This window comes from Oscillibacter sp. GMB15532 (assembly GCF_041020825.1).
Lineage (GTDB): Bacteria > Bacillota > Clostridia > Oscillospirales > Oscillospiraceae > Oscillibacter.
This window is the reverse complement of the sequence record NZ_JBEVTO010000004.1, coordinates 250,761-275,452: the sequence shown is the minus strand read 5'-3', so window position 1 is coordinate 275,452 and position 24,692 is coordinate 250,761. Positions and strand designations below refer to the sequence as shown.

15 protein-coding genes are annotated in these 24,692 nt (G+C 52.7%); 4 read left to right on the top strand and 11 right to left on the bottom strand.

Going from position 1 to position 24,692, the window contains the following annotated elements; translation table 11 throughout:
* From ABVS15_RS06980 to ABVS15_RS06950, 7 genes are all read right to left on the bottom strand, one after another.
* On the bottom strand, positions 1-2,744 hold a 2,744-nt coding region (locus tag ABVS15_RS06980; RefSeq protein ID WP_369283017.1), incomplete at its 3' end, for a beta strand repeat-containing protein.
* A gap of 213 nt (positions 2,745-2,957) precedes the next feature.
* A complete protein-coding gene (locus ABVS15_RS06975; protein WP_369283016.1) occupies positions 2,958-3,866 on the bottom strand; it encodes a DUF4428 domain-containing protein in 909 nt (302 codons plus the stop codon).
* Between the two features lie 24 nt (positions 3,867-3,890).
* Positions 3,891-5,576, bottom strand: a complete 1,686-nt coding sequence (locus tag ABVS15_RS06970) for a DUF2207 domain-containing protein (protein WP_369283015.1) — start codon at positions 5,574-5,576, stop codon at positions 3,891-3,893.
* 8 nt (positions 5,577-5,584) lie between these two features.
* Entirely contained in the window at positions 5,585-6,139 is a 555-nt protein-coding gene (locus tag ABVS15_RS06965; protein WP_369283014.1) for a LemA family protein, read from the bottom strand.
* An 83-nt stretch (positions 6,140-6,222) separates the two neighbouring features.
* A complete protein-coding gene (locus ABVS15_RS06960; protein ID WP_369283013.1) occupies positions 6,223-6,789 on the bottom strand; it encodes a hypothetical protein in 567 nt (188 codons plus the stop codon).
* Between the two features lie 43 nt (positions 6,790-6,832).
* Positions 6,833-7,237: a hypothetical protein gene (locus ABVS15_RS06955; protein ID WP_369283012.1), complete on the bottom strand. Its 405-nt coding sequence runs from the start codon at positions 7,235-7,237 to the stop codon at positions 6,833-6,835.
* Positions 7,238-7,394: 157 nt separating this feature from the next.
* The gene (locus ABVS15_RS06950) at positions 7,395-9,389 is read right to left on the bottom strand and encodes a hypothetical protein (protein WP_369283011.1); all 1,995 of its coding nucleotides are present in this window, start codon (positions 9,387-9,389) and stop codon (positions 7,395-7,397) included.
* Between the two features lie 307 nt (positions 9,390-9,696).
* Here ABVS15_RS06950 and ABVS15_RS06945 point away from each other — a divergent pair, with 307 nt between their 5' ends.
* From ABVS15_RS06945 to ABVS15_RS06935, 3 genes are read left to right on the top strand one after another with little or no spacing between them, the layout of a single operon-like run.
* Positions 9,697-9,987, top strand: a complete 291-nt coding sequence (locus ABVS15_RS06945) for a helix-turn-helix domain-containing protein (RefSeq protein ID WP_369283010.1) — start codon at positions 9,697-9,699, stop codon at positions 9,985-9,987.
* Positions 9,988-10,006: 19 nt separating this feature from the next.
* Positions 10,007-10,732 (top strand): LytR/AlgR family response regulator transcription factor, encoded by a 726-nt coding sequence (locus tag ABVS15_RS06940; protein WP_369283009.1) that lies wholly within the window; start codon positions 10,007-10,009, stop codon positions 10,730-10,732.
* 24 nt (positions 10,733-10,756) lie between these two features.
* Positions 10,757-12,028 (top strand): sensor histidine kinase, encoded by a 1,272-nt coding sequence (locus ABVS15_RS06935; protein ID WP_369283008.1) that lies wholly within the window; start codon positions 10,757-10,759, stop codon positions 12,026-12,028.
* A gap of 384 nt (positions 12,029-12,412) precedes the next feature.
* Here the strand turns inward: ABVS15_RS06935 and ABVS15_RS06930 are convergent, their stop codons facing one another.
* Together ABVS15_RS06930 and ABVS15_RS06925 are read right to left on the bottom strand one after the other, a co-directional pair.
* Positions 12,413-13,837, bottom strand: a complete 1,425-nt coding sequence (locus ABVS15_RS06930) for a relaxase/mobilization nuclease domain-containing protein (protein WP_369283007.1) — start codon at positions 13,835-13,837, stop codon at positions 12,413-12,415.
* A gap of 303 nt (positions 13,838-14,140) precedes the next feature.
* Positions 14,141-14,722, bottom strand: a complete 582-nt coding sequence (locus ABVS15_RS06925; protein WP_369283027.1) for an SLOG family protein — start codon at positions 14,720-14,722, stop codon at positions 14,141-14,143.
* Between the two features lie 160 nt (positions 14,723-14,882).
* On the opposite strand from ABVS15_RS06925, the gene ABVS15_RS06920 reads away from it, so the two are divergent.
* On the top strand, positions 14,883-15,191 hold the full coding sequence (locus ABVS15_RS06920) for a helix-turn-helix domain-containing protein (protein ID WP_369283006.1): 309 nt from the start codon (positions 14,883-14,885) through the stop codon (positions 15,189-15,191).
* An 84-nt stretch (positions 15,192-15,275) separates the two neighbouring features.
* On the opposite strand, the gene mobC is transcribed toward ABVS15_RS06920, so the two are convergent.
* Positions 15,276-15,611: a plasmid mobilization relaxosome protein MobC gene (gene mobC / locus ABVS15_RS06915; protein ID WP_369283005.1), complete on the bottom strand. Its 336-nt coding sequence runs from the start codon at positions 15,609-15,611 to the stop codon at positions 15,276-15,278.
* A gap of 210 nt (positions 15,612-15,821) precedes the next feature.
* Positions 15,822-23,912: a helicase-related protein gene (locus tag ABVS15_RS06910; RefSeq protein WP_369283026.1), complete on the bottom strand. Its 8,091-nt coding sequence runs from the start codon at positions 23,910-23,912 to the stop codon at positions 15,822-15,824.
* Between the last annotated feature and the right edge of the window lie 780 nt (positions 23,913-24,692).

Sequence of the window (24,692 nt, the reverse complement as noted above, 5' to 3'; positions counted from 1 at the left end):
GGCTGGGTCAGCGTCAAACTGGAGTTTCCAGTGTTTGTAATGGTGACGGTCTGTGCTGCCGGGGCGCTGTAGCCCGCTGACAGCGAACCAAAATCCTTGGTGGTCGGATTGGCTGTGATGGTGTAGCTGGGCGCAGCGTTTACCGTTAGTCTGGCTGAATTTGAGGTAGCAATAGGCGAGTATGTACCTATAACGACGATGCGGTAGAGATAACCGTTCATCCCTGCGGTTGCCCTGGTGATGTTCAGCGTCGACGTACTGGCTCCGCTGTATACTCCACCGTCCGTGATGGTCGTAAAGTTTGAGCCGGTGTTAACCTGCCACTGGTAGGTTAAACCCGTTCCGGTCGCCGTAACCGAGAAAGTAGCCGATTGCCCTTCGTTCACCGTTTGAGGGGATGGCTGGACGCTGATAGAAGGTGCCGGGGGATTCACCAGTACGCCGGTCACGTCGCCTACGCCGTTCAGCGTCAGATTCGCATCATTTCCTGTGCTATCTTGGATTGTGCCGCCGTTGAGGGTTAGCGAGTCGATGCTGATGCCGTTAGTGTCGCTGTCGCCCGCCTGCACCGTATAACGAAAGACCAGATTTGTGCCACTGCCGCTTACATAGTCGGCATGCCGTGACGCGCTGCCGATGGTCAGCGAGAGATACGGTGTGCCGCTGGAGGTGTTTACAGTCACATTCTTGTCAAAAGTTACTGTGAAATTCAAATTTTCTCCGGACAAATAAGTGTCGTACGTCGGCACCGATACCGAAGTAACGGTAGGTACGGGGGTAACAGCCGCAGGCTCCACCTTGATGTATTTATAGGTTGCCAAATCCGCCACGTTGTAGGCAACCGAATCGTTTCCATCAATGTTTGTGCTTGCCATACCCTGCACGCCGCTCTCCAATGTCGGCGCAGATTGCATTGCTTTTGTGCCGCCTTGAATAATAATTGTTCCAGTTTTAATAGTAGTGTTTTGGTGATAAATCGCAATATTGCTGGCGGCACTTATTGTGCCGCCCGATATGTTCAATCGGCTGTCAACGTTAGTGCTATAAACCGCATTACCGCTACTCCCTGCAGCGCTCAACATCCCACCGTAGATATTTAAGATACTACTGCTGCTATCCCAAACCGCAACACCGCCATCCCCCGCCGCGCTCACCACGCCGCCGCGAATATTTAAGGTTGCGTTTTGGGTGTAAACCGCAGCGCCGCCAGCAGAATTACTGTTACTCACCGTGCCGCCTAATAGTTCCACGGTACCGCCATTAACCACAGCAATCGTCCCCTGACTGTTTGTAGTACTTGTCACCGTGCCGCCGCTACTACTGTCGGTAATGGTTAGCGTCCCGTCACCTTGATGTGTGATAGCGGCAGCAGAACCGCCGTTAAGGGTTTTGCCGTTTAAGTCAATGGTAATGTTGTGAATAAAAGTACTGGGAATTGTGATTGTCCCAGTGTCGCTATAACTATCGGAAAGCTTCAAATTCAAATCGCCTGCCGCATCGCTTATGGCAGACTGGAGAGCTGTGCGGTCGCCAACCTCCGTAGGCACAGACGATGTTGCGCCCGGCTCAACCTTGATGTATTTGTAGTTTGCGAGATTCGCCGCATTATACGTTTCTTGATTGGTTCCGTTCTCATTGGCGCTTGCCGTCACCTGCATACCATCACTCGCACTAAGCGAACCGTCAGTGAAAACTATCGCATGCGTTCCGCTGGTTGCGGTGAGCGTGCCGCTGGTGATACTCAGCGAGTTGTTACACCCAATCCCGTATGACGTTCCACCGGCGGTTACGTTTCCGCCATTAATCGTCATTTGACCTCTACTATAAATCCCCACAGGCCCCCCTGTCGCATTGATTGTGCCGCTGCTAATGGTTATTGCGTTTTCGCCGTATATCGCCATATTAGGAGCAGATATGCTAAGTGAGCCGCTTCCAGTTTCGCAGAAAGTAAGACTTCCTTCCGACTGTTCAGAGTAAATCCCGGCCACAGTTTGTAACTCCCGGGCGTTAAGCGTAATCGTGTTTGTTCCTACCAAATTGATGATAAGATTGTTGACCATGGAGCTGTTGCTGTGGTAAATACCGTAGTCATAGTTGCCTGCGGTATAACAACCTGTGATATTCGCATCGTTCAGTGTGAGGGTATTTGTGTCACTGTCATAGGTGACGTTTCCGGTAATACCCATTCCGGCGATGTTATCCTTGTTCGCACTGGTCACCTCCACGCCGCCAACCCATATGCCGTAATTGGTGGTAGACATGGGAGTAGCCAACCCGCGCGCCGCCGCGATTGGCGGCACTTCACCCACAGTCACAACAATTTCCGGCAGCGGGACACTTACCGTATAGCCCTCAACCACCGGGGTGAAGACATATTCGCCCTCGGTATTCATGTCATAGTCGAGTGAAACCCATGTCACCGGAATCTCCACGGTGTTTTCCACCCATTCGGGTTCCGTTGTCGTTGCGGGGGTTGCCGTTTGCGGGCTGCCGGAATCCTGCACAGGATTTTCATCGGCAGGCACGGCTGTCCGCACTGTGGCGGTCAGTGTTTCGGGCAATTCTAAATCCTCGCCGGATTTGCCCGGTGATACCGTTTTTTCTGTTTCTGTCAGCGGTGCAAAGCTGATAATTTCTCCGCTCCCGCCAACGGTTGTATGGATTTCCTCCGCCATTGCCGATACCGGCAGCATGGACACTATCATGCACAGCGCAAGAAACATACTGAATAGTCGTTTGTTCATATGGTCTGTCCCTCCTTGATTTGTAAATTTGTGTTTCCTTGTTTCAAAAGTTTTTGCAGCCTATCGGCTTCTTCCCCGGTGGCGGGGCGAATATTGGGTTTCTCGCAGGAAGGGCATTCCTTTACCGCTCCCACCCGGCAGAATAAAAAGCCGCAGTCCTCGCAGGCGTAGGTCATGTCATGCCCCCCTTCCGCATAGACAGGTTGATTTTCCTCAAATCCCAAGGAGCTGGCGCTTCTTTGCCTCAAACTCCTGCTGGGAAATCACGCCGTCCTCCATGAGCGCCTTGTATTTCTTGATTTCTTCGATGGCGTCGGCAGGCGGAGCCATGTTGGTGTGTAACGCCCCCATTCCCACCATACCGGGACCAATAGACTGCTCGGCTGCGCCGGGAAAGGCCACCGTCTTGAGTGCAGCCACCAGCTTTTCAAGTTCTTCTATGCTTTGCTGATAGGAGCGAAGGTAGTTGTTCACATCCGGGAGGTTGTTATCAAACCTGGGGCCGTCCATATCACATTGGAGCACCGTCCAGTAGGGGTGGTCGAAATGCAGCTCCACGTTAAACGCCTGAAAGGGTTCAGGAACGTCAAAATACTGCATTGGTACGGAGTTGTTTGCCTTGCCGTCGTCCAGTCTGTCAAGGGTTCGTGCCGTCCGCTTGCTCGCTGCCACCTGTGCGATTTGCGGTGCCATCGCCATAACCCGCTCGGTTACGGTGCTGGCATAACGGCGTATACCCGCCGCCGAACCCTCAAACAGAGGGGCGCTGTCCTCCTTAATGGTAAAGGATTTTAGCTGTTTGCCTTCAAACACGGTCTTGTCCGGCTGTTTGCTCATGCAAAACCACTTGTTCTGGTAATCAAAGATGATTTTGGTATCCCAAAGGCCGAAATCAATCCGCTCAGAAACCACGAACTGGTCTTTCAGTATTTGGTTTTGATTGCAGAATGCCAGATATTCCCGAAAGCCCTGCATTGTCAGCTTGCTTTCCTTGTCGGCATCCATATCAATCTTGTTATAACAGTCGTTACAAATATATTCGCCCTCAATTTTCGATGGCAGAAGCAGTGGAATCTTGCCGCCGCAGATGGGGCAAGGGGGTTTTTTAGTAAATAGACCCATCATCATTTCCTCCATTTGTTCTCATTATCTTGTTCCTCCGCCCGAACCGCCGCCAATGGAGCCGCCGCCACCGCCAAGGGAAGCAAATCCGCCGCCTCCGCCGCTGCGCTTTTCCTGTTCACGCTGTTCCTCGGCCTTCTTCATATTGCTGTAAAGCAAATAGTGGTAGGAATAGGCGGTCGCCATGCTCCCGCTATAATCGGTCAGCTCGGCAGAAATTTGCGGGTATAGTGCTTTCATCTGCTCCGCCACCTGATCGGAGATGCCGAACAGCATGGCATAGGTCAAAAGCTCCCGCCAAATCGGCATTTCCTTGATGCCGCGCTCGGCAACCAGTGAAAAATCCGTCAGATACCGTTTCAGCCCCATCAGCTCGCCCAGCTCCTGTTCACCGGCTGGCGTCAGATCGGTGAGCCTTACCGGCATATCCCACCGTTTCAGGCAGTGCTTTTGGTTCAAATAGGCTCTGCCCGCGCTGTCGCATTTTTGTATGTAGGTACGCAGCAGCTTGTCGTTTTGACTTGCAAAGCGTTCCAGCTCCTTTGCCTGCAAGATGGTGTCCGAACCGGCTGCGCTTTCGAGCACCGTATAGAGGTACTCGTCATACTCGTTCATTCTGTCATGTTGGCTGCCCATGAGCCGCAGGTTTACGGTTTCTTTGGTTTTACCCATAAACCCGACTTCCTGCGTTTCCACCGGGGACAGGCAGCCAAGCTGGATTAACCGCAGCATTCCTGTGGAGAGAATAGCGCCATCCTCACACACCTCAAACAGCCGTCCCAGCGCATAGGTGGCGCTCAGATTGCCGCCGTTGGGAAGTTCCCTGAAATACCCGAACCGCTCTGCGAATCTTTGCCTTTTTTTCTCCGCACGTTTCTTTTTCATCCTGAAAAACCAAATTATCAGCCCGATGGGAAGTCCGATGGACAGAGTCATCGTAACAATCGCTTCCAATGTGGATACTTCTTCACCGGTATCACCGTAATCGCTGCCTGAAAAGGCAGTTTCTTTTACTTCCTCAAAGCTGCCCGGTTCTTGCCGTGAAGGGGACAGGATGCCTTTCTCCAAAGAAAACAGTACCGTCACATGGTTTTCGGGAGCAAGAGGGCTTTCCGTGTAGGCAATAATAGCGCCATCTGAAAATTCCACCTGACCGTCATAGCCAAATCCCCATATTTTGGCATTCTTCTCAGTGATGGGCGTACCATCCGCCAGCCGGATTTCCACCTTCATATCGGTGGGGGTGGTGTTCATCCCATCGTTTACAAATCGGAAGTTTACGCCGTCCCTGTCGCTGTAGCCGCCCACCGCATTGTCCAGCTTATATTCAATGGCATAACGGTTTTGTCCGTAATTACTAATGCCGAAGCAGATTTCATACCCGCTGTCGGTATCATGGATGCCGCATTTTCTCGCCTTTTCTTCAAAGCTCCAATCAATATTCCACTCCGGCACGGTTTCATAAGCACCGTTTTGGTCGGAGACTATAAGCTGGCTGATGGTCAGATAATCGGGTGCGTTCATGGGAATGTAGCTTTCCGTTCCCTCGTCAAAACTTCCATTCCATACTTGGGTCACGTACATGGAGCCGTCCTCGTAAATGACAGCCTGAATATCCATGGTATTGACCTGATTTGCCGCAAAAGCCGGTAGAGGAAGGAAAAATAACAAGGCAAAGCATAGAATTAATCCGCTTACTTTTTTGCGCATGGGGCACCTCATTTCATGCTGGGCATATCCGCCTTGTCAGCCTGCTCCACAAGATATTCTCTTTGCCCAAAACCCAGCATCCCGGCAATGGCAGAGACCGGGAACATACGGATTTCACGGTTTAATTTGGTCACGCTGTCGTTGTAAATCAGGCGGCTGGTGCGTACCATGTTTTCAAAGGTCTGTACCGCGTCCATGGTTTTGATATAGTTTTGATTGGCTTTCAGGTCGGGATACTGCTCCGTTACCATGGCAATCCTGCCCAGGGCTTCGGAAATAACCCCTTCCTGACGCATCACATCATCCGGCGTGGATTTTGCCGTGATGACGCTTCTTCTTGATTTGATGGTTTCAATCAGCGTTTCGCTTTCGTGCCTGGCATAGCCCTTTGTCAAATCCAAAAGGGCCGTCAGCGCATCAAAGCGGCTGGAAAGCTGCACCCCGATCTGGCTCATGGCATTGCTGATATTCTCATCCAGCACCACCAGTCTGCGCTGGGTGGAGATGATCCATAGAACAACGGCCGCAATCATTACGGCGATTGTGATGAAAGTTGGCAGCATAATAAAGTCTCCTTTTTTATTTTTTAATGGGCAGACAGACTACGATTTTGTCCGTCTGCCCAGTTTGTTGCCGGTATGTGTGATTACTCCAATGTGATACTCGGAAGTATATCGGCCAAATTTGCCTCAAGGGAGGAATTTGCCCCTGTGGTGTAAGTAAAAACAATGTGCTGCTCGCAATTCTGACCATCAATTGCGAAGTATAAAATAATTTGACAAGTGGTTACGTTTTTGCCGCTGTTATTGCTGTCTCCTGTGCAGAGGAAGGATAAGGAATCCACTCCCGCAATGTTAGCAGGATTATCAAAGGCAAGCACCTTGATGTTGGAATAGGTATCCCCCAGTGATTCAAGCATATAGTCCTCGGCCACATCCTCAATCCATGTATCCGATGGGAATGTAGGTGTTACGACAATGCTGGCATCGGGACCTTCAGCCACAGCGTAGCCGTCTTTGTCGCTAAATTCGCCAAAATCGCTGGGAACAAGCAGCGCAGTGTAATTTGCTACCTTGTTAACAAGCGTGATGTCCGACGCAGCAGACTCCGATGTGTCAGGCGTGGAGGTTGGTGCGGAATCGCTTCCTCCGCAGGCTGCAAGACTCAGTGTCATGGCAAGTGCCACCATAAGTATCAATAATTTTTTCATCATAAATTCCTCCATTTTTTTTTGCTTTTGCGGTGTTCAGGGACTATCACTGGCTGACTTCGTCTAAAGCGGCACCGGCTTCAGCAATGAAGGAACGGCCTACCTCAATGGCTACCGTCAGGGCACCCATCACTTCCGGTGTGAGTGTTTCAGGGCTGGCAAAGTATTCGTCCGCCTTGATAATTTCACTGGAAAGGTCATTCATAGCAGTGACAAGCTCTTCATTTTCCAAAAGCTCAGGGCTTGCATTTACCTTGTCAGCAATTGCATCAAATTCCTCTGCCATGCTCATAAAATCTTGCGCAAGGGCTTGCTGCTCTGCTGTAAATTCCGTATTCTCGACTTGTGCGGATGTGGAAGGAGACGTTGCGGGAGCAGAATCGCTTCCTCCGCAGGCTGCAAGGCTCAGCGTCATGGTAAGTGCCATGATAAGTACCAGTAACTTTTTCATTTCTAAATCCTCCGTTTTCTGTTGGGTTGTATAGGGCAAAGTCCCATGCGTTCACTCTATCAAACCCTGCCACAGAAAACCGTCCGCTGCATGAAACATGTTTTTTTCGACATGAAACATAATTTTAGGGGTTAGTTTGTACCGTGGGGCGGCGCGGTCAGTCTTCCGTGTACGGCGACACATCAGGCTCAATCCACGCCTTACCGTCACGCCAGTCCACATCGAAGTCAAACAGCTTTGCGATGTCCCGCAGCTTAATATAGTTGTTGCCGCCGATGGTATAGGCGGTCAGTCCCGTCACCGTCGCACTGGTGTCACCCCACACGAAATCTGTGGTGCTAAGTGTCGCACTTTTACTTTCTTTGCCGATTGCGGCAAGCTCGCCGCTCGTCTTGGTGTACGTCGCATGGTTATACAGCTTCGCCTTACCGTCCTCCCAGCGCACATCAAATCGTGTTTTCAGCAGCGCGCCCACATCCCGCAGCTTGACGTAGTTGTTGCCGCCGATGCTGTAGGCGGGCAGCGCAACCTCCGCGCTGTTTAACATAAACTTAGTATTGGTAGGCGTTGCCGTAACGGTGTTGGTGGGTGTCGGTGTGGGTGTCTGCCCGGATGCTCTCACAGAGGACGTTAGGTTCTTCGGCACGGCCGAAATGAGCGATTCCACCCTATCTAAAAGTCCACTCCATTCACCTAACCTCAAATGTTCTGCTGCCGCCCAATGAATGGTTTTGTATTGGAGAGCCGCTGCCTGCTCCCATGTTATTTTGGCGTTTGCGCTTGTGTCGCCGCTGATGGCAAAGCTCTTGATGGTGTCCTCGGTGAAAGCGGAAAATTTGGTACTGCTCCTGCTTTTGTTGTAGTCCATGAGCTTAATTAAGTAAGAGGTAAACTCCCCGTAGGTAGGATTCGCACTCCAATTCATATTTTTATCAGTAAAGACACCCCAAGCGTAACAAATCACAATACTGCCCCTGAATTCCTCAGCTTGCCCTCCTTCTTTGCGCAAACTCTCATGCAAATCCTTCGGGCCTTCTGCGGGGTAATGGTATCCTAAAATACTGAACGCATCATAGAAGAACCCCGCCATTTCAGCATTGCTAATGGGTCTGCTCCAGTCCTCAAAGGTTATATCGGTATAGTTGGGTATGTATTCGGACAGGACAACCCCCGTTCCGTCCGGGTATTCTTTTTCCGCAGGACGGACCATCATTTTAGGATTCTCGGAGGGGCGCATAGCAACATTGTTGCCGAAAGATATCTGCCATAGATAAGGGTTATCTACAGCCGCTACCCGCGTGCCACCCGCATTCACTTTTGTCAGTCTGGCAGCCCACATATAATATGTCTTACCTTCATACTTTACCTTTGCCCAGTCGCCCTTGATCTCGGTCACTTCCAGAATAGTGTCTGACGGAAGTGTCCCGACAATGTCGCCATCCGGCTTTGTACGGTAGACCGGGTTCGTCCCGACCTTATACATCGCTCTGTCATCGATTTCGCCCGCAACGCCCAGATAGCGCCCATCCGCCATTTTTATGGTTATCTCAGTCCAGTCACGGTCTACAACGCGTTTTTTCTCAACATAAAATTTTGTGGCCCTTCCTCCTGTGCGTAAGAATGCCTTGCCCTCGGAGTCGATATTGATAAAAGTGTCGTTCCCACCGGCGTACATCAGACCGCCTCCGCCACCGCCAATGGGGCCCAGACGGATGCTGTACCAGCCGTTGTCTATCGCATCATACAGTTTATAAGTAGTCTCAGTTGGTGCAGGCGCGGTCTTCTCAGGGGCAACATATTCGCCGGTGACGGTAACTGTATATTTTCCCACAATTTTGCTTGTTTGTTCGCCCGGAGCCGTCCACCGCAGGGTAATCTCCTGCTTTCCCGCAGTGTACGCGAATACCGTACCTTGATTGAGCGTCACATTGCCGGAGTTTCTGAAACTGATTTCGTCAGAGATGTCCTTTTTTTCGCCTCCTACAATAGCCGTCGCTTTAATCCCGGTTCGGTCAAATCCCTCGCCAACCGTATATTCGGTCTTTGTGGGGTATGACAGTATGGTCACAGCTTCCGCCGCCAGCACAGTTGTCGGCAGTAGGGTAAGCACCATGCACAGGGTGAGCAGAATGCCCATAAATCGCTTTTTCATAATCGTGTTCCTCCTTTTTGATTGAACGAAATATCGTTTATTGTTCCACGTTCAATTTATCAGGAATCTCTCTGCAAAACCGTCCGCTGCATGAAACATGTTTTTTTCGACATGAAACATAATTTTGAAAAAAATCTCTCTCCTGTCTTTTTTCTTTTAGATTTAGAAAAACACAATATTACGCTAAAATCGACGAGTTCGCATGAATATTATCTTGAATTTGCGATAATTTGATGGTATACTGTGTGCTGTTAGTATAAATGATTAACGAATGATTTCCGTTTTTCAGAAAGAAGTGAGACGTGTTATGGGTGTCAGTTATAGCAAATTATTTAAACTGATGATCGACAGAAAAATAAGAAAAGGCGAGCTATGCAAGGCGGCGGGTATCAGTAGCGGTTCGCTTCTGAAAATATCAAAAGATGAAAACATATACGTCGATATTTTGGCGCGGATTTGCGGCGCTTTGGACTGTGACTTTTCTGATATCATGGAATATGTTCCTGATAAAAATGCCGTTATAAAATCCGAACCCAGTAATAGGCAACTACCCGATTTACAGGTGGGAGAGCCTGCGAGAGTTTCCGAAGAAGTCTAATAGAACAGGAGGTGTGCTTATGCTGCAAATTGCGGTCTGTGACGACAATATTGACGAGCTGTCCAATATGGTACAGCTTATAGACCTGTACCGAACATCAAGAAATCTAAACTGTGACCACGCTGTCTTTCCAAACGGATTTGAGCTGGTTTCAGCCTTGGAAAAAGGAAAGCGGTTTGATATATACTGCCTGGATATTATGATGCCGGGCTTTACCGGCATTGATGCGGCAAAGGAAATTCGCACCTTTGATAAAACCGCACCGATTTTATTCTTCACCTCATCGCCTGAATTTGCTTTGGAAAGCTATTCGGTAAAGGCCATCAACTATGTACTCAAGCCAGTCTCAAAGGAGAAGCTGTTCTTCACCTTTGATGAGCTGCTGGAGCAAATCAAAACGAAAGACGAAGAGGATGCCGTCATCGTAAAGAGCAACGAGGGGATTCAAAAAATACTGATCTCCAATTTGGTCTTTGTCGAGGTCATCGGCAGAAACGTACTCTATCATCTGCGCTCCGGCAAGGTGGCCGAATGTACGGAATCTTTTTCCTCTGCCTGCGATAGCCTGCTGAAATACGGGTGTTTTATCAAACCTCACCGCTCCTATCTTGTGAATATGCAGTATGTGGATACCATCGAAAACCATCAGATCACCTTGCAGACTCTTTCCGCTGTTCCTGTCGCACAGGGCAAGGCCAAGGAGATGAAACAGCAATATCTGAATTATCAAATGGAAGGGGAATAAAAAGATGGGGGGAGGTGCTTTAAAGTGGCAGTAACAGTGATAGGACTCTTGCGATTTGGGGTTTCTCTGGTCTTTGGCATTACGGTGTCCGTTCTCTTTGCAGGAATAGTATCCACCAAGAAAAACAGGCTCTCCGTCGGTTTGCTCTGTGTCATTTTCCTTTTCGTTCAAACTGCCAGTTGGTGGATTTTGGGATTGGATTTGACATCAAAGCTGTATCCGCTGATTATCCATCTGCCGCTGATCGCAATATTCTCTTTATACTATAAGCGTCCGTGGCTCATATCCGCTGTCAGTGTGCTTTCCGGTTATCTCTGCTGTCAAGCTCCGCGCTGGTTTGGTTTTCTTGCGGGTGCCGCTTTGGGCAGCAGACTTGCAGACCACATTTTTTACATAGCATTCGTGTTTCTGGCCTATTGTTTCTTGAAAAGATATGTGGCCGGATCTGTCCGGCAGTTGATGGAAAAGTCCACGAAATCTTGTTTGTTTTTAGGCGGGGTTCCGCTTTTTTATTATTTGTTCGACTACACAACCGCCATCTACACCGATGTGCTTTACAGCGGTGCCGAATGGGCGGTACAGTTCATGCCCTCAACAATATCCGTTTTCTATTTTGTGTTTGTTATCCTTTACTACGCTGAGACACAAAAGCAAGCAAGCCTCCAAAGAGAAAAGGATATGTTGGATGCACAGTTTCGGTTGGCGCAGACAGAGTTTGCTTCTCTGCGGCAGTTACAGCAGAACGCCGCATCCTATCGGCATGATATGCGCCACCATTTTGCGCTTTTACAGGGGCTGGCCTCCAAGGAACACATAGAGGGGATTAAAGATTACCTACGAACTGCCCAGTCCGACATGGATGCCATCACACCCACACGCTTTTGCGAAAACGAAACCGTCAATCTGATTTTGTCCGCTTTGGCTGCTAAAGCGAAACAAGCGGAAATCATGCTGTCAGTGGATGCAAAACTGCCTGATTTGCTTCCCTTTAGCGATACTGAACTTTGCTCGCTCTTGTCAAACGCTTTAGAAAATGCTATTCATGCCTGTGAACAGATACCTGACCGCAACAAACGCATCATCCGGTTGCGTATGTATTCCAAAAATAATAAGTTGTGCATTGATCTACACAATAGCTATCAGGTAGAGCCAGTATTCCAGCAGGGGCTTCCAGTATCACAAGAACGGGGGCATGGCTTTGGCACAAAAAGTATAGCTCATATTGTGGAAAAGTATGGCGGTGTATTTCAGTTTTCGGTTAAGGATGGCTGGTTTATATTTCAGGCCACTGCATAAAAAGTTGTTGTTCTCTCTATGGAAGCTACCAATGAAGGATGTTCAGGGAGAACCCTATTCCCAACTTGGGAATATTAAACTGTTCCAATTATATTTCTGCATAGGAGCGGTTGTTATAGCACGAAAGCGGAATGTTCCGTTTAGATTAGTTATCTTCAAAAACTTTTAATCAGCACGTAATGATTAGACCCGCGAGCAATGCAAATGGCGTGCCATTTACGTTTTTTCAAAAGTGGCCTTTTGAAAAAACTGCTCGTTGGTGCCCTGCCCCAAGCCCCGTCAGCCCTCCGCTTTCGCTCCCGGCTGTTAAGCGGCTTTGCCGCTGCTACGCGCCCCTTCGGGGGCGCTTTTTACTTGCACAAAAAGGGATGAAAACAGAGGCGGTCAGCGCTGGGGTTCGGCTCGTCCGGGGGCAGGCGGCGTGATGCGGAGAATGCGATCCACATTGGCCTTCATGATCTGGAGCTGGCGCATGGTTTCCTTGTCCTGTCGGTAGTTCTGGTACAGAGATTTTTTCTCGGAAAGCAACGCGGCATACTCCTGTTTCAGTGCGTTGATAGAGGGCAGTTTTTGAAGTCCTAAAACATCAAAAGCTTTCTTGGACGCCTGGTGCAGCAGGATAGCCGCCTCATGCTCGGCACGGAATTTTTTACTGTAGCCGGATGCCTTGTACTGACGATAAACCTCCCGTGTCCGGCTGTAGTTTCCGATGTGTTTTTGCAGCTCGGAAATCTCCGCCATGCGGCTTTCCGCCGCCTTTATTTTTGCCGTCCGCTCATGAAATATGGCGGACGCAGCATTGGTTTTCTGCGCTAATACCGCATAATCGTCCAGCCCATTTTCCTGCAAAAAAATCAGTGTTTTTGCCATTTCCTTGAGGTTGTGCAGCTTGGCCCAGCGCTCAAAACCGGGGCCTTTTCCTGCCTGCATCCGGTCCTGTATATCAATCAGCAGGCTGACCCGTTTTAGCGGCTTTTCTATCGTGGTATTTCCCCCGCCGGAGGAGACAACGCGGACGCCCGCGATGCGTTCCCGAATGGCCTGTTCCGTGTAATTCCCCTTGAGGGTATCGCAGCGGGTGAACCGTTCCTGACCGGGCCGGTTGCCGTCCGAAAGCACACGGAAGCGAAGGGATTTTCCCCTGCGGACAGCTTCAATTCCCGATGATGCCAGGAGTTTCAAAAATGCGTCGAAGTCAGCGGGATTCTGCTCCAGTGCGGCGTCAATGGCCTGCTTCATAAGCTGCTGAAAGGACGGCTGTTTATCCTTGCCTAACCAATCGCCGTAATGCTCACGGGATGGTTTCGGATTCTGGATTACTGACAGACCATGCTCTGCGCAGATCAGATCATTGAGCCGCCGAAGGGCACGGCTGGAACCCCAAAAGTTTCGGAACTTCCGCTCACAGTCCAGCGCGGTGGAATTGAAAATAATATGGTTGTGAATATGAGCCTTGTCGATGTGGGTGCAGACCACAAAGGCGTGTTTCCCTTTGGTAAAGCGCATTGCCAATTCGTACCCCAGCTCATTCGCCTGTTCGGCGGTAATTTCTCCGGGCTTGAATGACTGGCGGGTATGATAAGCGATCACATCGTGGCGGCCCTGCTCGCGCCCGGTAATGTAATCATACTGCCGCTTGGAAAGCACAAACTGTTCGTCCGCAACCCGCGTGTCGCAGGCATAGCCGGTGATGAGCCTGCCGTTATCCGTCTTGTCGGGATTTTCCGCATAATCAATGATGTCCCGGATGGCGGTGGATACCGTTCGCCCCTTTCCGATATGCAGCGGCTTGAGCCAAGAGGTCGCCATTTTTTACCTCCCTTCCATAAGAAAACGGGCGCTCATCCTGTTGTGGAGAACGCTCGTTTTCAACATAGTTTCAAGTTGGAAATACCTCTTTATAAATTCCGGATTCGCCCTTGAGCGCAGTTGCCGAAAGATCATAAAAGTTGTTTCTGTAATCCATACGCCGATGGTTGCGACCATATTTTTTCCTGCTGAATCCGGAAGGATTATCCGTACAGAATTTATGTAATTCCATATAGGGCAGAGGCAAAAAGCGAAGCCGATACAAGCTGATGCTCCCGTTTTCTATAACACCGCGATGCGATGTCAGTGATCCCTGCCGGGCAGGATGCGGAGCTGCCGCCTGAGTTCCAGAGCCGTAAGCTCCGCATTGTCCATCACCGCCAGCGTGTCCGGGTGAATTGCGATAATATCCCGTCTCTTTTGCCGGGCATAGCCAACGGTATAGGCAGTGCCGCCCTTTGTGCCGCCGTCATAAACGGCCAGCAGAAATCCGGCGTGATCCACCAGCCAGCGGTTGCGTTCAAACATACAGGAGGGCGTGTAGTGGGTATTCAAGGTAATTACATCATCGCACTTGGCGAGGGTATTAAAATACTGTTCCCGCTGCTCCGGCGACCATTTATTAGCCTGGGTTTCACAGGGCAGCACGGCGATCAGCTGGATAGACGGAAAATCCAGTTTTATGCGTAATACAATCTGCGCGGCCCATTGATCTGTCCCAAGTGCCATACCCGTATAAAATGTGGTGATGCCCGCATCTGCCATGCGGACGATCTGTGCCTCCATCGCCAGCTTGAGCCGCAGGCATTTTTCATCTTCTTCATCAAATCCAAAGGCAAACCGGGAGGGTCGGTGCCCGGTAAATGCACAGCTTTTTTCCAACATCACTTGATAGCCTCCACCTTTTGTATTCGACACTAGCTTATAATTCGTGTCAAAAGCTATAATAATAGTTAATAACTAATATGTCAACAACAATACCCTCCTACAATTCGTATAACAGCTATACGTATACTGTAAAATCTAGTATAGGAGGATGATAGACATGAATGAGGAATTTATAGCAGAGCGAATTGCAAATCTACGCACACAAAAAGGTGTTTCTGCGCGCGATATGAGCCTGTCAATGGGACAAGCGGATAATTATATTAACAACATTGAAAACCGAAAGTCACTTCCGTCTTTTCCAGCGTTCTTTTACATTTGTGAATACTTGGGTGTTACACCGAAAGATTTTTTTGATGTGGATGCTAAAAACCCCGGACTACTAAGTGAATTGACGGACGAAGCAAAGCATTTGGATAATAATGCACTTACACATCTTTTGGGTGTTGTTCGAGAGATGCGCGGATGACCGACATATTTGAAGTGTAATTAACGAGCAAGCGGCCGAAATGAAAGTGAAATACCGTTCCTATTACGGCGAATAATAACTTGCTTACAACGCGGACAGCCTTTTCAGAATATTCCCCGCCTGTTCCCACAGGCAGTCGTAATGCGCTTTCAAATCCTGAATATCGGCCTCATAGACGCTGCGGGTTTCGTTGACGCGTCGGGCAATCTGATTGAGGTTGTTCGTCGCGGTGCGAAGCAGGGAAACCATTTCCTGCACCTGAGATAAATCAAGCTGCACCACATAGCCGTCCACAGCCATTTTCAAAAGATAAGCCCGCAGGCTTCGGATGCCCGCGAGCTTCATTTTTTCGGCAATCAGCTCCTTTTCGTGCTCAGTGGCACGAAAGGAAATGTTGATGTGCCTGTTTCGATTCACCATAAAAAATCACCGCCTTTTCGGTTTAAAATAAAAGAAGGGGGCGGCGGCAGGATATTTTCTTCCTGACGCTGCCCCTTTTTTCAAAGAAGGAGTTCTTCCAATCAGGTTTTCTTTCCCAATCGTGGCATACGCCGCTTCTTTCTGACAGCAACGGAGCGTCCCCACTTCCGGGAGCGCTCCGTCTGTTCATACAATCATGGCGCATTCCGGCTACAGACTGTTTTCCGCAGTCCTGTCCGGCCGGGACGCCGGTTTACTTGTGTGAGAGGAAACCCGCAGGCTCTCCAGAATGGACGGCTTGCTCTTGGCGCTTTGGGCACTGCCCAGAGAGGCAGCCTCCAGCGGCGCACGGCCGTCATCAATGTTCAGCTCCGCGTTGATAAGAGCCAGCCGCGTTTCCTTTTCAGACAGCTCACGCTCCATGGCAAACGGCTTATCCAGCTCTTTTCTGGCGTTTTCCACCTGCTGATTCAGGTTCTCAAGATAGACACGGTTGGATTCCAGATGTTGTGGGATATCTACCTTTAATGCATTGTTCATACGGGTAATGTTGCCGAAGGTATCCACGCCCATATCAATACTGTGGCTCAGCGCGCCCTTCATGGAAAGCCGGAACTTCTTGTATACGGTATCAAAGGACAGGTGCAGGTCAAAGCCCAAATATGCGCCGATGTTGACGGCTTCGCTCCCCTTAACACTTTTGCAGGCTTCCAGAAGAGCCTTGCCCGCCGCCTCTTTTTCCGCGTAGGTAATGCCCAGCACCGTCATGGGCGCAAAGGGCGTTTTGCCCGCCGTCTCGGGTTTTGCCTCACCGCCCTCTACAGGAATAGCCGGTGCGGGCAGCTCTTTGGGAAGATGGGCATTGAGACGCTGTAAGTCCTGTTCCAGCCCGGCTATTTTCTCACGGGCGGACTGAATGCTTTTTGGAAAGTTTTCCAGCAGATCATCCTCCAGACGGTGGCGCTGATTCTGATGCTCGGATTTCAGCAGCCGCAGCCGGGCGACCTCAATATCCAGGTCGATTTTCTCCTTTATCAGGGGATTGCCGGAACACAGTGCCTTAATCTCTGCATAGGACAGGGCGGTTTCGTCCACATCCTCACAGGAACGGACGGGGGATTTTGAGGTCATGATCTGGCTGATGAATTTCTGCTTGTTCTCCACCGTCTGCCAGAGGTAAGCATCAAAGGTGCCTTCCGTAGCATAACGGTAGATGAACACTTCGGGGTTTTGATTGCCGAAACGCACGATGCGCCCGGCGCGCTGCTCCAGATCGGCGGGACGCCACGGGCAGTCGAGATCGTGCATGGTGATGAGCCGGTCCTGCACATTTGTCCCCGCACCCATTTTGAAGGTAGAGCCGAACAGAATGCGCACCTGCCCCTTACGAACCTTGGCGAACAGCTCTCTTTTCCTGACATCGGTGTTGGCATCATGGATAAAGGCCATTTCCTGCTCCGGGATGCCTTTTTCCAGCAGCTTATCCCGGATATCGTCGTAGACGTTGAAGCGTCCGTCCTTATTCGGGGTAGAGAAGTCACAGAACACAAGCTGGGTCAGGCGGTCGCTCTGGGTACGTTCCCATACCCGGTGAATGTTTTCCATGCAGGCGTTGACCTTGCTGTCAGCATCGTCGGGCAGCAGCGGGTCGATCAGGCGCTGGTCCAGTCCGATTTTTCGCCCGTCCGACGTGATTTTGAGCATGTTGTCCTCCTTGGGATCAACGATGCCGCGATGCACATCGGCCGCGCGCTCGGACAGCGCCTCCACCATTTCCTGCTGAAGCGCGGAGGGCTTTACCACAATCGTTTCAAAATGAGCGTCCGGGCGTTGCAAATCCAGCATATCAGCGGTCTTAATGTCGGCGACCTCAGAGAACATGCCCATAAGCTCGGGGAGATTGTGGAACCGGGAGAAGCGCGTGCGCGCCCGGTAGCCGGTACCCTCCGGAGCCAGCTCCATCGCGGTCACGGTTTCCCCGAAAATGGAGGCCCAGCAGTCGAAGTGCATCAGGTTATTGCGCTCCAGCGTGGCATATTGCAGATACCGCTGCATGGTGTAAATCTCCGTCATGGAGTTGGATACCGGGGTGCCGGTGGCAAAGATAATGCCCTTGCCGCCCGTCAGCTCATCCATGTAGCGGCACTTGAGAAACAGGTCGTTGGATTTCTGCGCTTCGGTGGTGGAAAGCCCTGCCACATTGCGCATTTTGGTGTAAATGAACAGGTTCTTGAAATTGTGTGCCTCGTCGATAAACAGTCGGTCAACGCCAAGCTGCTCAAAGGTTACCACATCGTCGCGGTGCTTGCCTTCCCGGATTTTTTCGAGCCGGATTTCCAGCCGCTTTTTGGTCCGTTGGAGCTGCTTGACGGTGAAATTCTCACCCTTGGCGCGCTGCGCCTCCTCAATGCCCTCCAGCACCTCCCAAAGCTGCTCCTGCAAAAGGCGCTCCTGCCTTTCATTGGAGATGGGGATTTTCTCAAGCTGGGAATGGCCGAGGATCACTGCGTCGTAGTCGCCGGTGGCAATCTTGGCGCAGAACTTCTTGCGGTTACGCATTTCAAAGTCCCGCTTGGTCGCTACAAGGATATTTGCGGAGGGGTACAGACGCAGGAAGTCCGCCGCGATCTGGTCGATGATGTGATTGGGCACGGCGAACAGGCTTTTGCTGCACAGCCCCAGGCGCTTGCCCTCCATGGCGGCGGCTACCATTTCAAAGGTTTTGCCCGCGCCCACCTCATGAGCCAGCAGGGTGTTCCCGCCGTAAAGAATGCGGGCGATGGCATTTGCCTGATAGGAGCGTATGGTAAACTCCGGATTCATGCCGGTAAAAACAATGTGGCTGCCGTCGTATTCGCGGGAGCGGCAGGAATTGAACAGCTCGTTGTATTTGCGCACCAGGCGCTGGCGGCGCTGAGGGTCCTGCCATATCCAGTCCTTGAACGCCTGTTTAATCAGCTCCTGCCGCTGCTGCGCCAGGGTGGTTTCCTTTTTGTTGAGGACGCGCTTTTCCTGGCCGTTTTCGATGATGGTGTCATAGACCCTCGCATCCCGCAGGTTTAGTGTATCCTCAATGATTTCATAGGCATTTCTCCGCTCGGTGCCGTAGGTCACATGGGCGGCAATGTTGTTATAGGGAATGCGGCCCTTGCCCGTGACCTGCCATTCGCCGGTGTAGGCAGAGTAGTTGACCTTGGAGATATTCTGGATATTCCGGGGTGACTGGAGCAACTCATACATAAACTGCTGAAAATACATGGGGTCAATCCAGGTGGAGCCGAGACGGACGCCGATTTCACCGGCCTCCAGCTCCTTGGGCTGCGCCTTTTCCAGCGCCTCCACGTTGATGGAGATATCCGGGTTGACGGCTGCCGCCGCCCGCGCAAGACGCAGCTTTTCGCGCACATTGCCGGAAAGGTACTCGTCGGCGGTTACATATGCCTGTTCGGGGGAATCGGCGTAACCGGCGTTGAGAAAGATCACGCCGCGCAAATCCTCAATCAGCTTGTCGTGGGACAGACCGGACAGCTCCTCCATATAGTCCAAATCCACCCGTGCCCGTTCCCCGATGGAAACCGCCAGTGCTTCGCTTGCCGTGTCTACGGAGGTCACAACAGATTTTTGCTTGATGGTGCGCTTGGTGAACATATCGGCCTTGCGCTCCAGCTTGCCGTCCTCATCCAGAAGCTCCAGCGAGGACAGGAGAAAATACGAGGAATCGGCGGTGAAGGCCCTGTTGTTGGCGACGGAGTTGATCAGGCCGTATTCGGCGGTGAAAGCATCGTACAGAGTATTCAGCTTCTGCTGCTGTGACCGGATTGCCGCATCGTCGTAGTCGTTGAGCTGGCAGTCGATAAGTGCGTGTACACAGTCCCGCAGCTCTACCATGCCCTGAATGCGGTCTAAGGTAGCGGTGGGCAGCTCCACGCGGTACATGCGGGAGTTCTCCCGGTAATACACATCACCCTGTCCCAGCTTGGCGGCATACCAATCATCGCCGGATTTTACTGCGGTGGCCAGGACGTAGCTGAAATTTTTGACATGGGTGTCGGCGGCAATAGAAAATCCGCTGCCGCTGTCGGAAAGCTCATCCAGCTCCGTCACCGCCTCCGGGATACTGGCTTGCAGATGGGAAACGGCCTCCCGGAGCCGGTCGCTCAATGCGGCCTCTTCCGGCTTGCAGGAAAGCTGGGGACCGAACGGCCCGGATTCCACAGTCAGCTTGCCCAGCACCATTTCAGGGTGTTCCCGGTAGTAGTTGTTCAGGGTCAGGACAGTGCGGCGGATTTCTCCGGATTCCAGTTCATGTTCATGCTCGTGGAAAATATCCACGCTGACCCAATCAGGCATATCCGTCGCAAGGCTCCGGGGCACTTCGCGCTTTTGCAGAAATAGAATGTCGGTGGTCATATCGGTGCCGGCCGCCGCCTTAAACGCGTTGTCCGGCAGACGGATCGCGCCGATCAGGTCGCAGCGCTCGGCCATATAGCGCCGGGCCTTGCTGTCCCGCTTGTCAAAGGTGCCGCCGCTGACGCCGTTGGAGGTAATCAGGGCGACGACACCGCCCGCGCGTACCTTGTCGATGGTTTTGGCGATAAAGTAGTCGTGTATAAATAAATTGTGCCGGTTGTAGGCGGGGTCGAAAATCTTGTAATCCCCAAAGGGCACGTTGCCGACAGCAAGGTCAAAAAAGCTGTCGGGGAAGCTGGTCTTTTCAAAGCCCTTCGCCATAATGGTTGCACCTGGGTAGAGCGTTGCGGAGATCCGGGCGGAGAGGTCGTCCAGCTCCACGCCGTACAGTCTGCTCCCGCGCATCCCCTCCGGCAGCAGACCGAAGAAATGACCTACCCCGCAGGACGGCTCCAGTACGTTGCCGGTTTTGAAGCCCATCCGGGCTACGGCGTCATAGATGGCCCGGATTACTATGGGCGGCGTATAGTGGGCGTTCAGAACGCTTTCCCGCGCCTTTTCATATTCGTCGGGGGTCAGAAGTGTTTTCAGCTCCGTGTATTCTTTCTGCCAGCCCTCATTCCCGGCGTCGAATGCCTGAGACAGACCGCCCCAGCCCACATACCGCGAGAGGATTTCGTGTTCTGCCTGCACAGCGGGCCGTGCTTCGGCTTCCAGCTGCTTGAGCAGACGGATGGCGGCAATATTGGCGGCAAACCGTGCTTTGGGGCCGCCCTCGCCAAGGTGATCGTCAGTAATCCGGTAATTGGACGCAGGGGGCAGATCGGGCAGTTGTTCCGTTTCCGCTTGGGGTTCAAACAGCCCCGCATTGCGTGGATTATTCTGTAACAGCTGATCAAACTCGGTGATACCGACAGCGCGGAAGATGGGAAAGCCCACGCCCTGGGCAAAGGTCATATCCTGCAACGAAATCTCTCGGTCGCCGATGCGGTCGATGCGAAATTCCCGGTCATCCTCCAGAAAAACGGTGTCGCCCTCCTGATACCTGGGCAAATCCTGCTGAGGCCCGGCCACCGTTTCAAGTTCTGCCGGTTCCTCACTGTCAAAATCGTACTCGCGTTCTACAAGCGTCATTTCATCTGGATTTAAAAATGCCCCGGCTTCAATCAGCTGGGCAATCCGCCGCTGTACCTTCGGCCACGGCAGATGTTCCTCCGTGCCGTCCGGCAGAGCCACCGGGAAAGCAGAAAAGTCCTCGATATCCTCCGCATAGTCGGCAAACTCCGTTTTGAGAAAATCGGCGGTGTCCCGCGCACGGGGAAAATCCCGCACATATTGATACACCATGACCTTACTTTCCACATGGCCGTTCCATACCCGCAGGGCGTCGTCAAGTATTTCCTGTTCGGTACGCTGCGCCGGTTCCTCCGGCAGCGCACGGTTTAGCGCGTGAAGCCGCTCCAGCAGCTGGTCGGCCTGAGCTTCCAGCTCCGCGTCGTGGGTGCGAAAGCTGCTAAGGCTCCGCAAAAGCTCCTCCGCCTGCCCGATTTCTCCGGCGCGCAGTTGATTTTCCAATTCGGCGGCAAGGTCAAAGTCCTCGGTTTCGTCAAAAGGGGGCGCTCCCGCGGTGTCCTCAAACAGCAGCGAAATGTCCTCTGCCAGTGTGTGAATGGCGTCAGCCGAAGCGGCCGGTTCCGGTGTAAGGCCAAGCTCCGCTTCGTATTCCGACGCGGCCCGCTCGGCAAAGGCCAGCATTCCGTCAATCCGTGCTTCATCCTCCGGGGTGGGGTTTTGCAGGCGCTCCCGCAGCTGCGCGACTTCCTCCGGGGTGAGGATATCGTCCTCCGGTTCCTGTACGGCTTTGCGCTCCGCCGTCTTTTCTGCTTCCTGCTCGGCGGAGTGAAAGCCCTCCAGTCCCTGATGGTACAGGCTCCGGCAGATGGCGGCGGTTTCCTCCCAGGTAACAAAGGTTTTCGTCAGCTGCCGGTCCTGGGCCTCGATCTGAATACCGCGCGGCTGGGTAAAGTAGTCCGTTTCATATCCGCCGGAGGATACAAAGGTTTCGGATACGTTGGGGAACGCTTCGGCAAGGTGTGCGGCAATGCCGGAATTGTCCGTGCCTGCGGAAAGCAGCTCTGCCACAGCACGTTTGGAATCCCGCGTCAGCAGGCTGTCGGCCAGAACATCATGCACGTCCGGGTGAATATCACTTAAATCGGCGGCCAGAAAGCCGGTGATAGCCGCATTTTTGGGATTGCGGCGCAGAAGGTGTTCAAAATAGCGGAAGCTTTCGGAGCGCAGGGGTGGAATATCTGCCGCCACATGAGCATGATAAAGGTGTACCTCACGGTCAATGGAATGAATGATATAGGGCGCGTCCTGTTCCAGAAAGACCATATCGCCTGCCGCGTAGGGGCGGCCGGTTGCGGCGGACAGCTCGGCAGGCGACGGCTTCGGCGGTGCTTCGGGGAGGACGGCTCCCGGCTCCATAATGGAGAACCGTCCATCATCTAAATAGTCCTCAAACCGGGAGCGGAACATCTCCACCGGCTCCTGATCGGGAACGGATGGCATGGTATAGTACACATATGCCTCGTCCACGCGGTCGATCACCAGCTGGACATGGGTGCCGTCTGCGGAAACAGCGTCTATGGAATCACCCTGCTGATAAGCGATGTGCTGGCGGGGGCTCTGGTACGCCTGCTCCGGGGTTTCCAGATAACAACCGGCCTGTGCCAGCTCGGCCACGCGCTTATGGAGCTGTCCCCACGGCAGAAACTGCGTGACGGCGGGCGGGCGCTCGGACAGGGGCGACGCGGCAGGTGCGCCCTTGGAAAGATGAACGCCGCCCTCCTCGCCCAGCAGTCCCATATAGCCCTCGGCTCCGTCTGTCCGGGGCATGGTGAAGGCAAGCGGAGCGTAAATTGCCCTGAGTACCTGCGCCGCTTCCCGTGAACGGGGATTTTCGGAGAATACCTGACCGATACGCACACGGCTTTCCGCATTTTCCACCGCCGCCCCAATCAGGGCGTCCGCTTCTTCCTGTGAGATGGTATCGGTAATGGCAGGCTGTTGTTTTTGTTCGTCCTGCTGGGTATTTGCCTGTATCATGGTCCGCTGCTGTTCTACGCCGGGCAGTACCGGCAGGGGTGCTGCGGACACCATCTCTGTCAGACCGAAATCAAACAAAGAAAGCTGTACCGGCGCGGGAGGCGCAGCCGGGAGGGGCTTTGCCGCCGCTTCGGGCATGGGCAGACTGTTCCGCCCCGGAAACAGGGTATAGCTGCCGTCCCGGAATGCGGTCAGACTGTCAAAAGCAGTGCGGCGGCTTTCATAATACCGGTCGTCGGGATGGGTTCCTTCCAAGATGGGGTTCATAGCCGCAAGAAGTTCCTCCACCTTTGCCGGATTGTCCAGCAGCTCCCGCACAGACTTCTGGCTGGCGCTGTCAAAGTACCCGGAATCGGCGTAGGGGCGCGGAATGTCGCCGGGCAGACCGTAATAAAAGGACGTTACCTCTCTGGCCAGTGTCTGCCGCTCATATTCCGGGATGCGGTCCAGATCGGCGCGGGTCATGTAGCGGCCCTCGGCTATCAGCTTGCCGACGCGCTTGGCGGCCGCATTCCAGTTCAGCTCCACTGTGTCGTATGGCTCGCTCAGGCCGCCCCGTGTCAGCTTGAGCTTTCCGTGCAGGCCGTCATACCAGCTGTCGTCCGCGCCGCCCAGCGCATGGCTGCCTCCGCCGTTCCCGTACTCGTTTTTTATAAAGTCGGCCTGCTCCTTGGGGGTGTGTCCTTGCAGGAAAAAGGAGAAAATACGGTATTTGCTGGCTTCAATATTGCTTCCTTTTGTGAGAAAAGCATCCACCTCATCCTGCGTGATGAAGCGCATGGCGGCAAGGCCCCGCACCTCCCGGACAGGAAAGGCATGTGGACGGATACCGGCATCCCGGACATCCTCTAACATCCGGTGCGGGTCATGCCAAAAGCGTTTGGGCGCGTCCGGTTCGGTGGAAAGCGCGGCGACATCCTCCGCCAGCCGCTCCAGAAGCAGGCTGTATTCGCCAAGCTCCCCCTGATCGCCTAAAAACTCCGCTACATGCCGGGCATCATCCGGAAAGCCGCCGCGTTCGCTTCGCCAGCCCTCCGGCATTTCCCGAAAATCCCGGAAGTCGTCGCGGTACAGAAACAGCAGCCGCTCGGCCAGCTCCCGATGCTCATTGGGAATGGCCTCGTCCAGCAGATCGCCGGAGATGTATTGCCCGGCCTCTAAAAGCTCCCGGATGCGCACGGCGGCCTGCTCCCAGCTTACTTCCACCCGGTCGGATGCGCGCAGGGCGCTGTCTCCCCGGCCAAGCGTAATACCGTTCGGCTTGAACCAGACCGCCAGGCTGTCGTTACCAAAGCGGAAGCCCTTGCCGCCCTCCGTGATATGCCGATACTTCGCCACATACTCCCGGCGCAAAAAATCGGCGTTATCGGCAGGACTCTTGTTTTTCATGAAATAGGCGGCAATACGCAGAACGCTTCGGCTTTCATTCCCGCCGTCGCGCAAAACAGCGTCCACCTCCTCGGCGGTGATGGAGGAGGCGCGCAGTGCTTCGACAATCGGTACAGCGGAAACAGCGGGCGGCTCCAAGGTATTTTCAACCTGGGAATACCCTTGCGGGTT

What these genes read in the sequence shown, in the direction of transcription:
- ABVS15_RS06955 (WP_369283012.1), bottom strand. Translation starts at nt 7,237, where the DNA reads ATGAAAAAGTTACTGGTACTTATCATGGCACTTACCATGACGCTGAGC.
- ABVS15_RS06975 (WP_369283016.1), bottom strand. Translation starts at nt 3,866, where the DNA reads ATGGGTCTATTTACTAAAAAACCCCCTTGCCCCATCTGCGGCGGCAAG.
- ABVS15_RS06940 (WP_369283009.1), top strand. Translation starts at nt 10,007, where the DNA reads ATGCTGCAAATTGCGGTCTGTGACGACAATATTGACGAGCTGTCCAAT.
- ABVS15_RS06920 (WP_369283006.1), top strand. Translation starts at nt 14,883, where the DNA reads ATGAATGAGGAATTTATAGCAGAGCGAATTGCAAATCTACGCACACAA.
- ABVS15_RS06925 (WP_369283027.1), bottom strand. Translation starts at nt 14,722, where the DNA reads ATGTTGGAAAAAAGCTGTGCATTTACCGGGCACCGACCCTCCCGGTTT.
- mobC (WP_369283005.1), bottom strand. Translation starts at nt 15,611, where the DNA reads ATGGTGAATCGAAACAGGCACATCAACATTTCCTTTCGTGCCACTGAG.
- ABVS15_RS06930 (WP_369283007.1), bottom strand. Translation starts at nt 13,837, where the DNA reads ATGGCGACCTCTTGGCTCAAGCCGCTGCATATCGGAAAGGGGCGAACG.
- ABVS15_RS06970 (WP_369283015.1), bottom strand. Translation starts at nt 5,576, where the DNA reads ATGCGCAAAAAAGTAAGCGGATTAATTCTATGCTTTGCCTTGTTATTT.
- ABVS15_RS06960 (WP_369283013.1), bottom strand. Translation starts at nt 6,789, where the DNA reads ATGATGAAAAAATTATTGATACTTATGGTGGCACTTGCCATGACACTG.
- ABVS15_RS06965 (WP_369283014.1), bottom strand. Translation starts at nt 6,139, where the DNA reads ATGCTGCCAACTTTCATCACAATCGCCGTAATGATTGCGGCCGTTGTT.
- ABVS15_RS06910 (WP_369283026.1), bottom strand. Translation starts at nt 23,912, where the DNA reads ATGCGCTTCATCACGCAGGATGAGGTGGATGCTTTTCTCACAAAAGGA.
- ABVS15_RS06945 (WP_369283010.1), top strand. Translation starts at nt 9,697, where the DNA reads ATGGGTGTCAGTTATAGCAAATTATTTAAACTGATGATCGACAGAAAA.
- ABVS15_RS06950 (WP_369283011.1), bottom strand. Translation starts at nt 9,389, where the DNA reads ATGAAAAAGCGATTTATGGGCATTCTGCTCACCCTGTGCATGGTGCTT.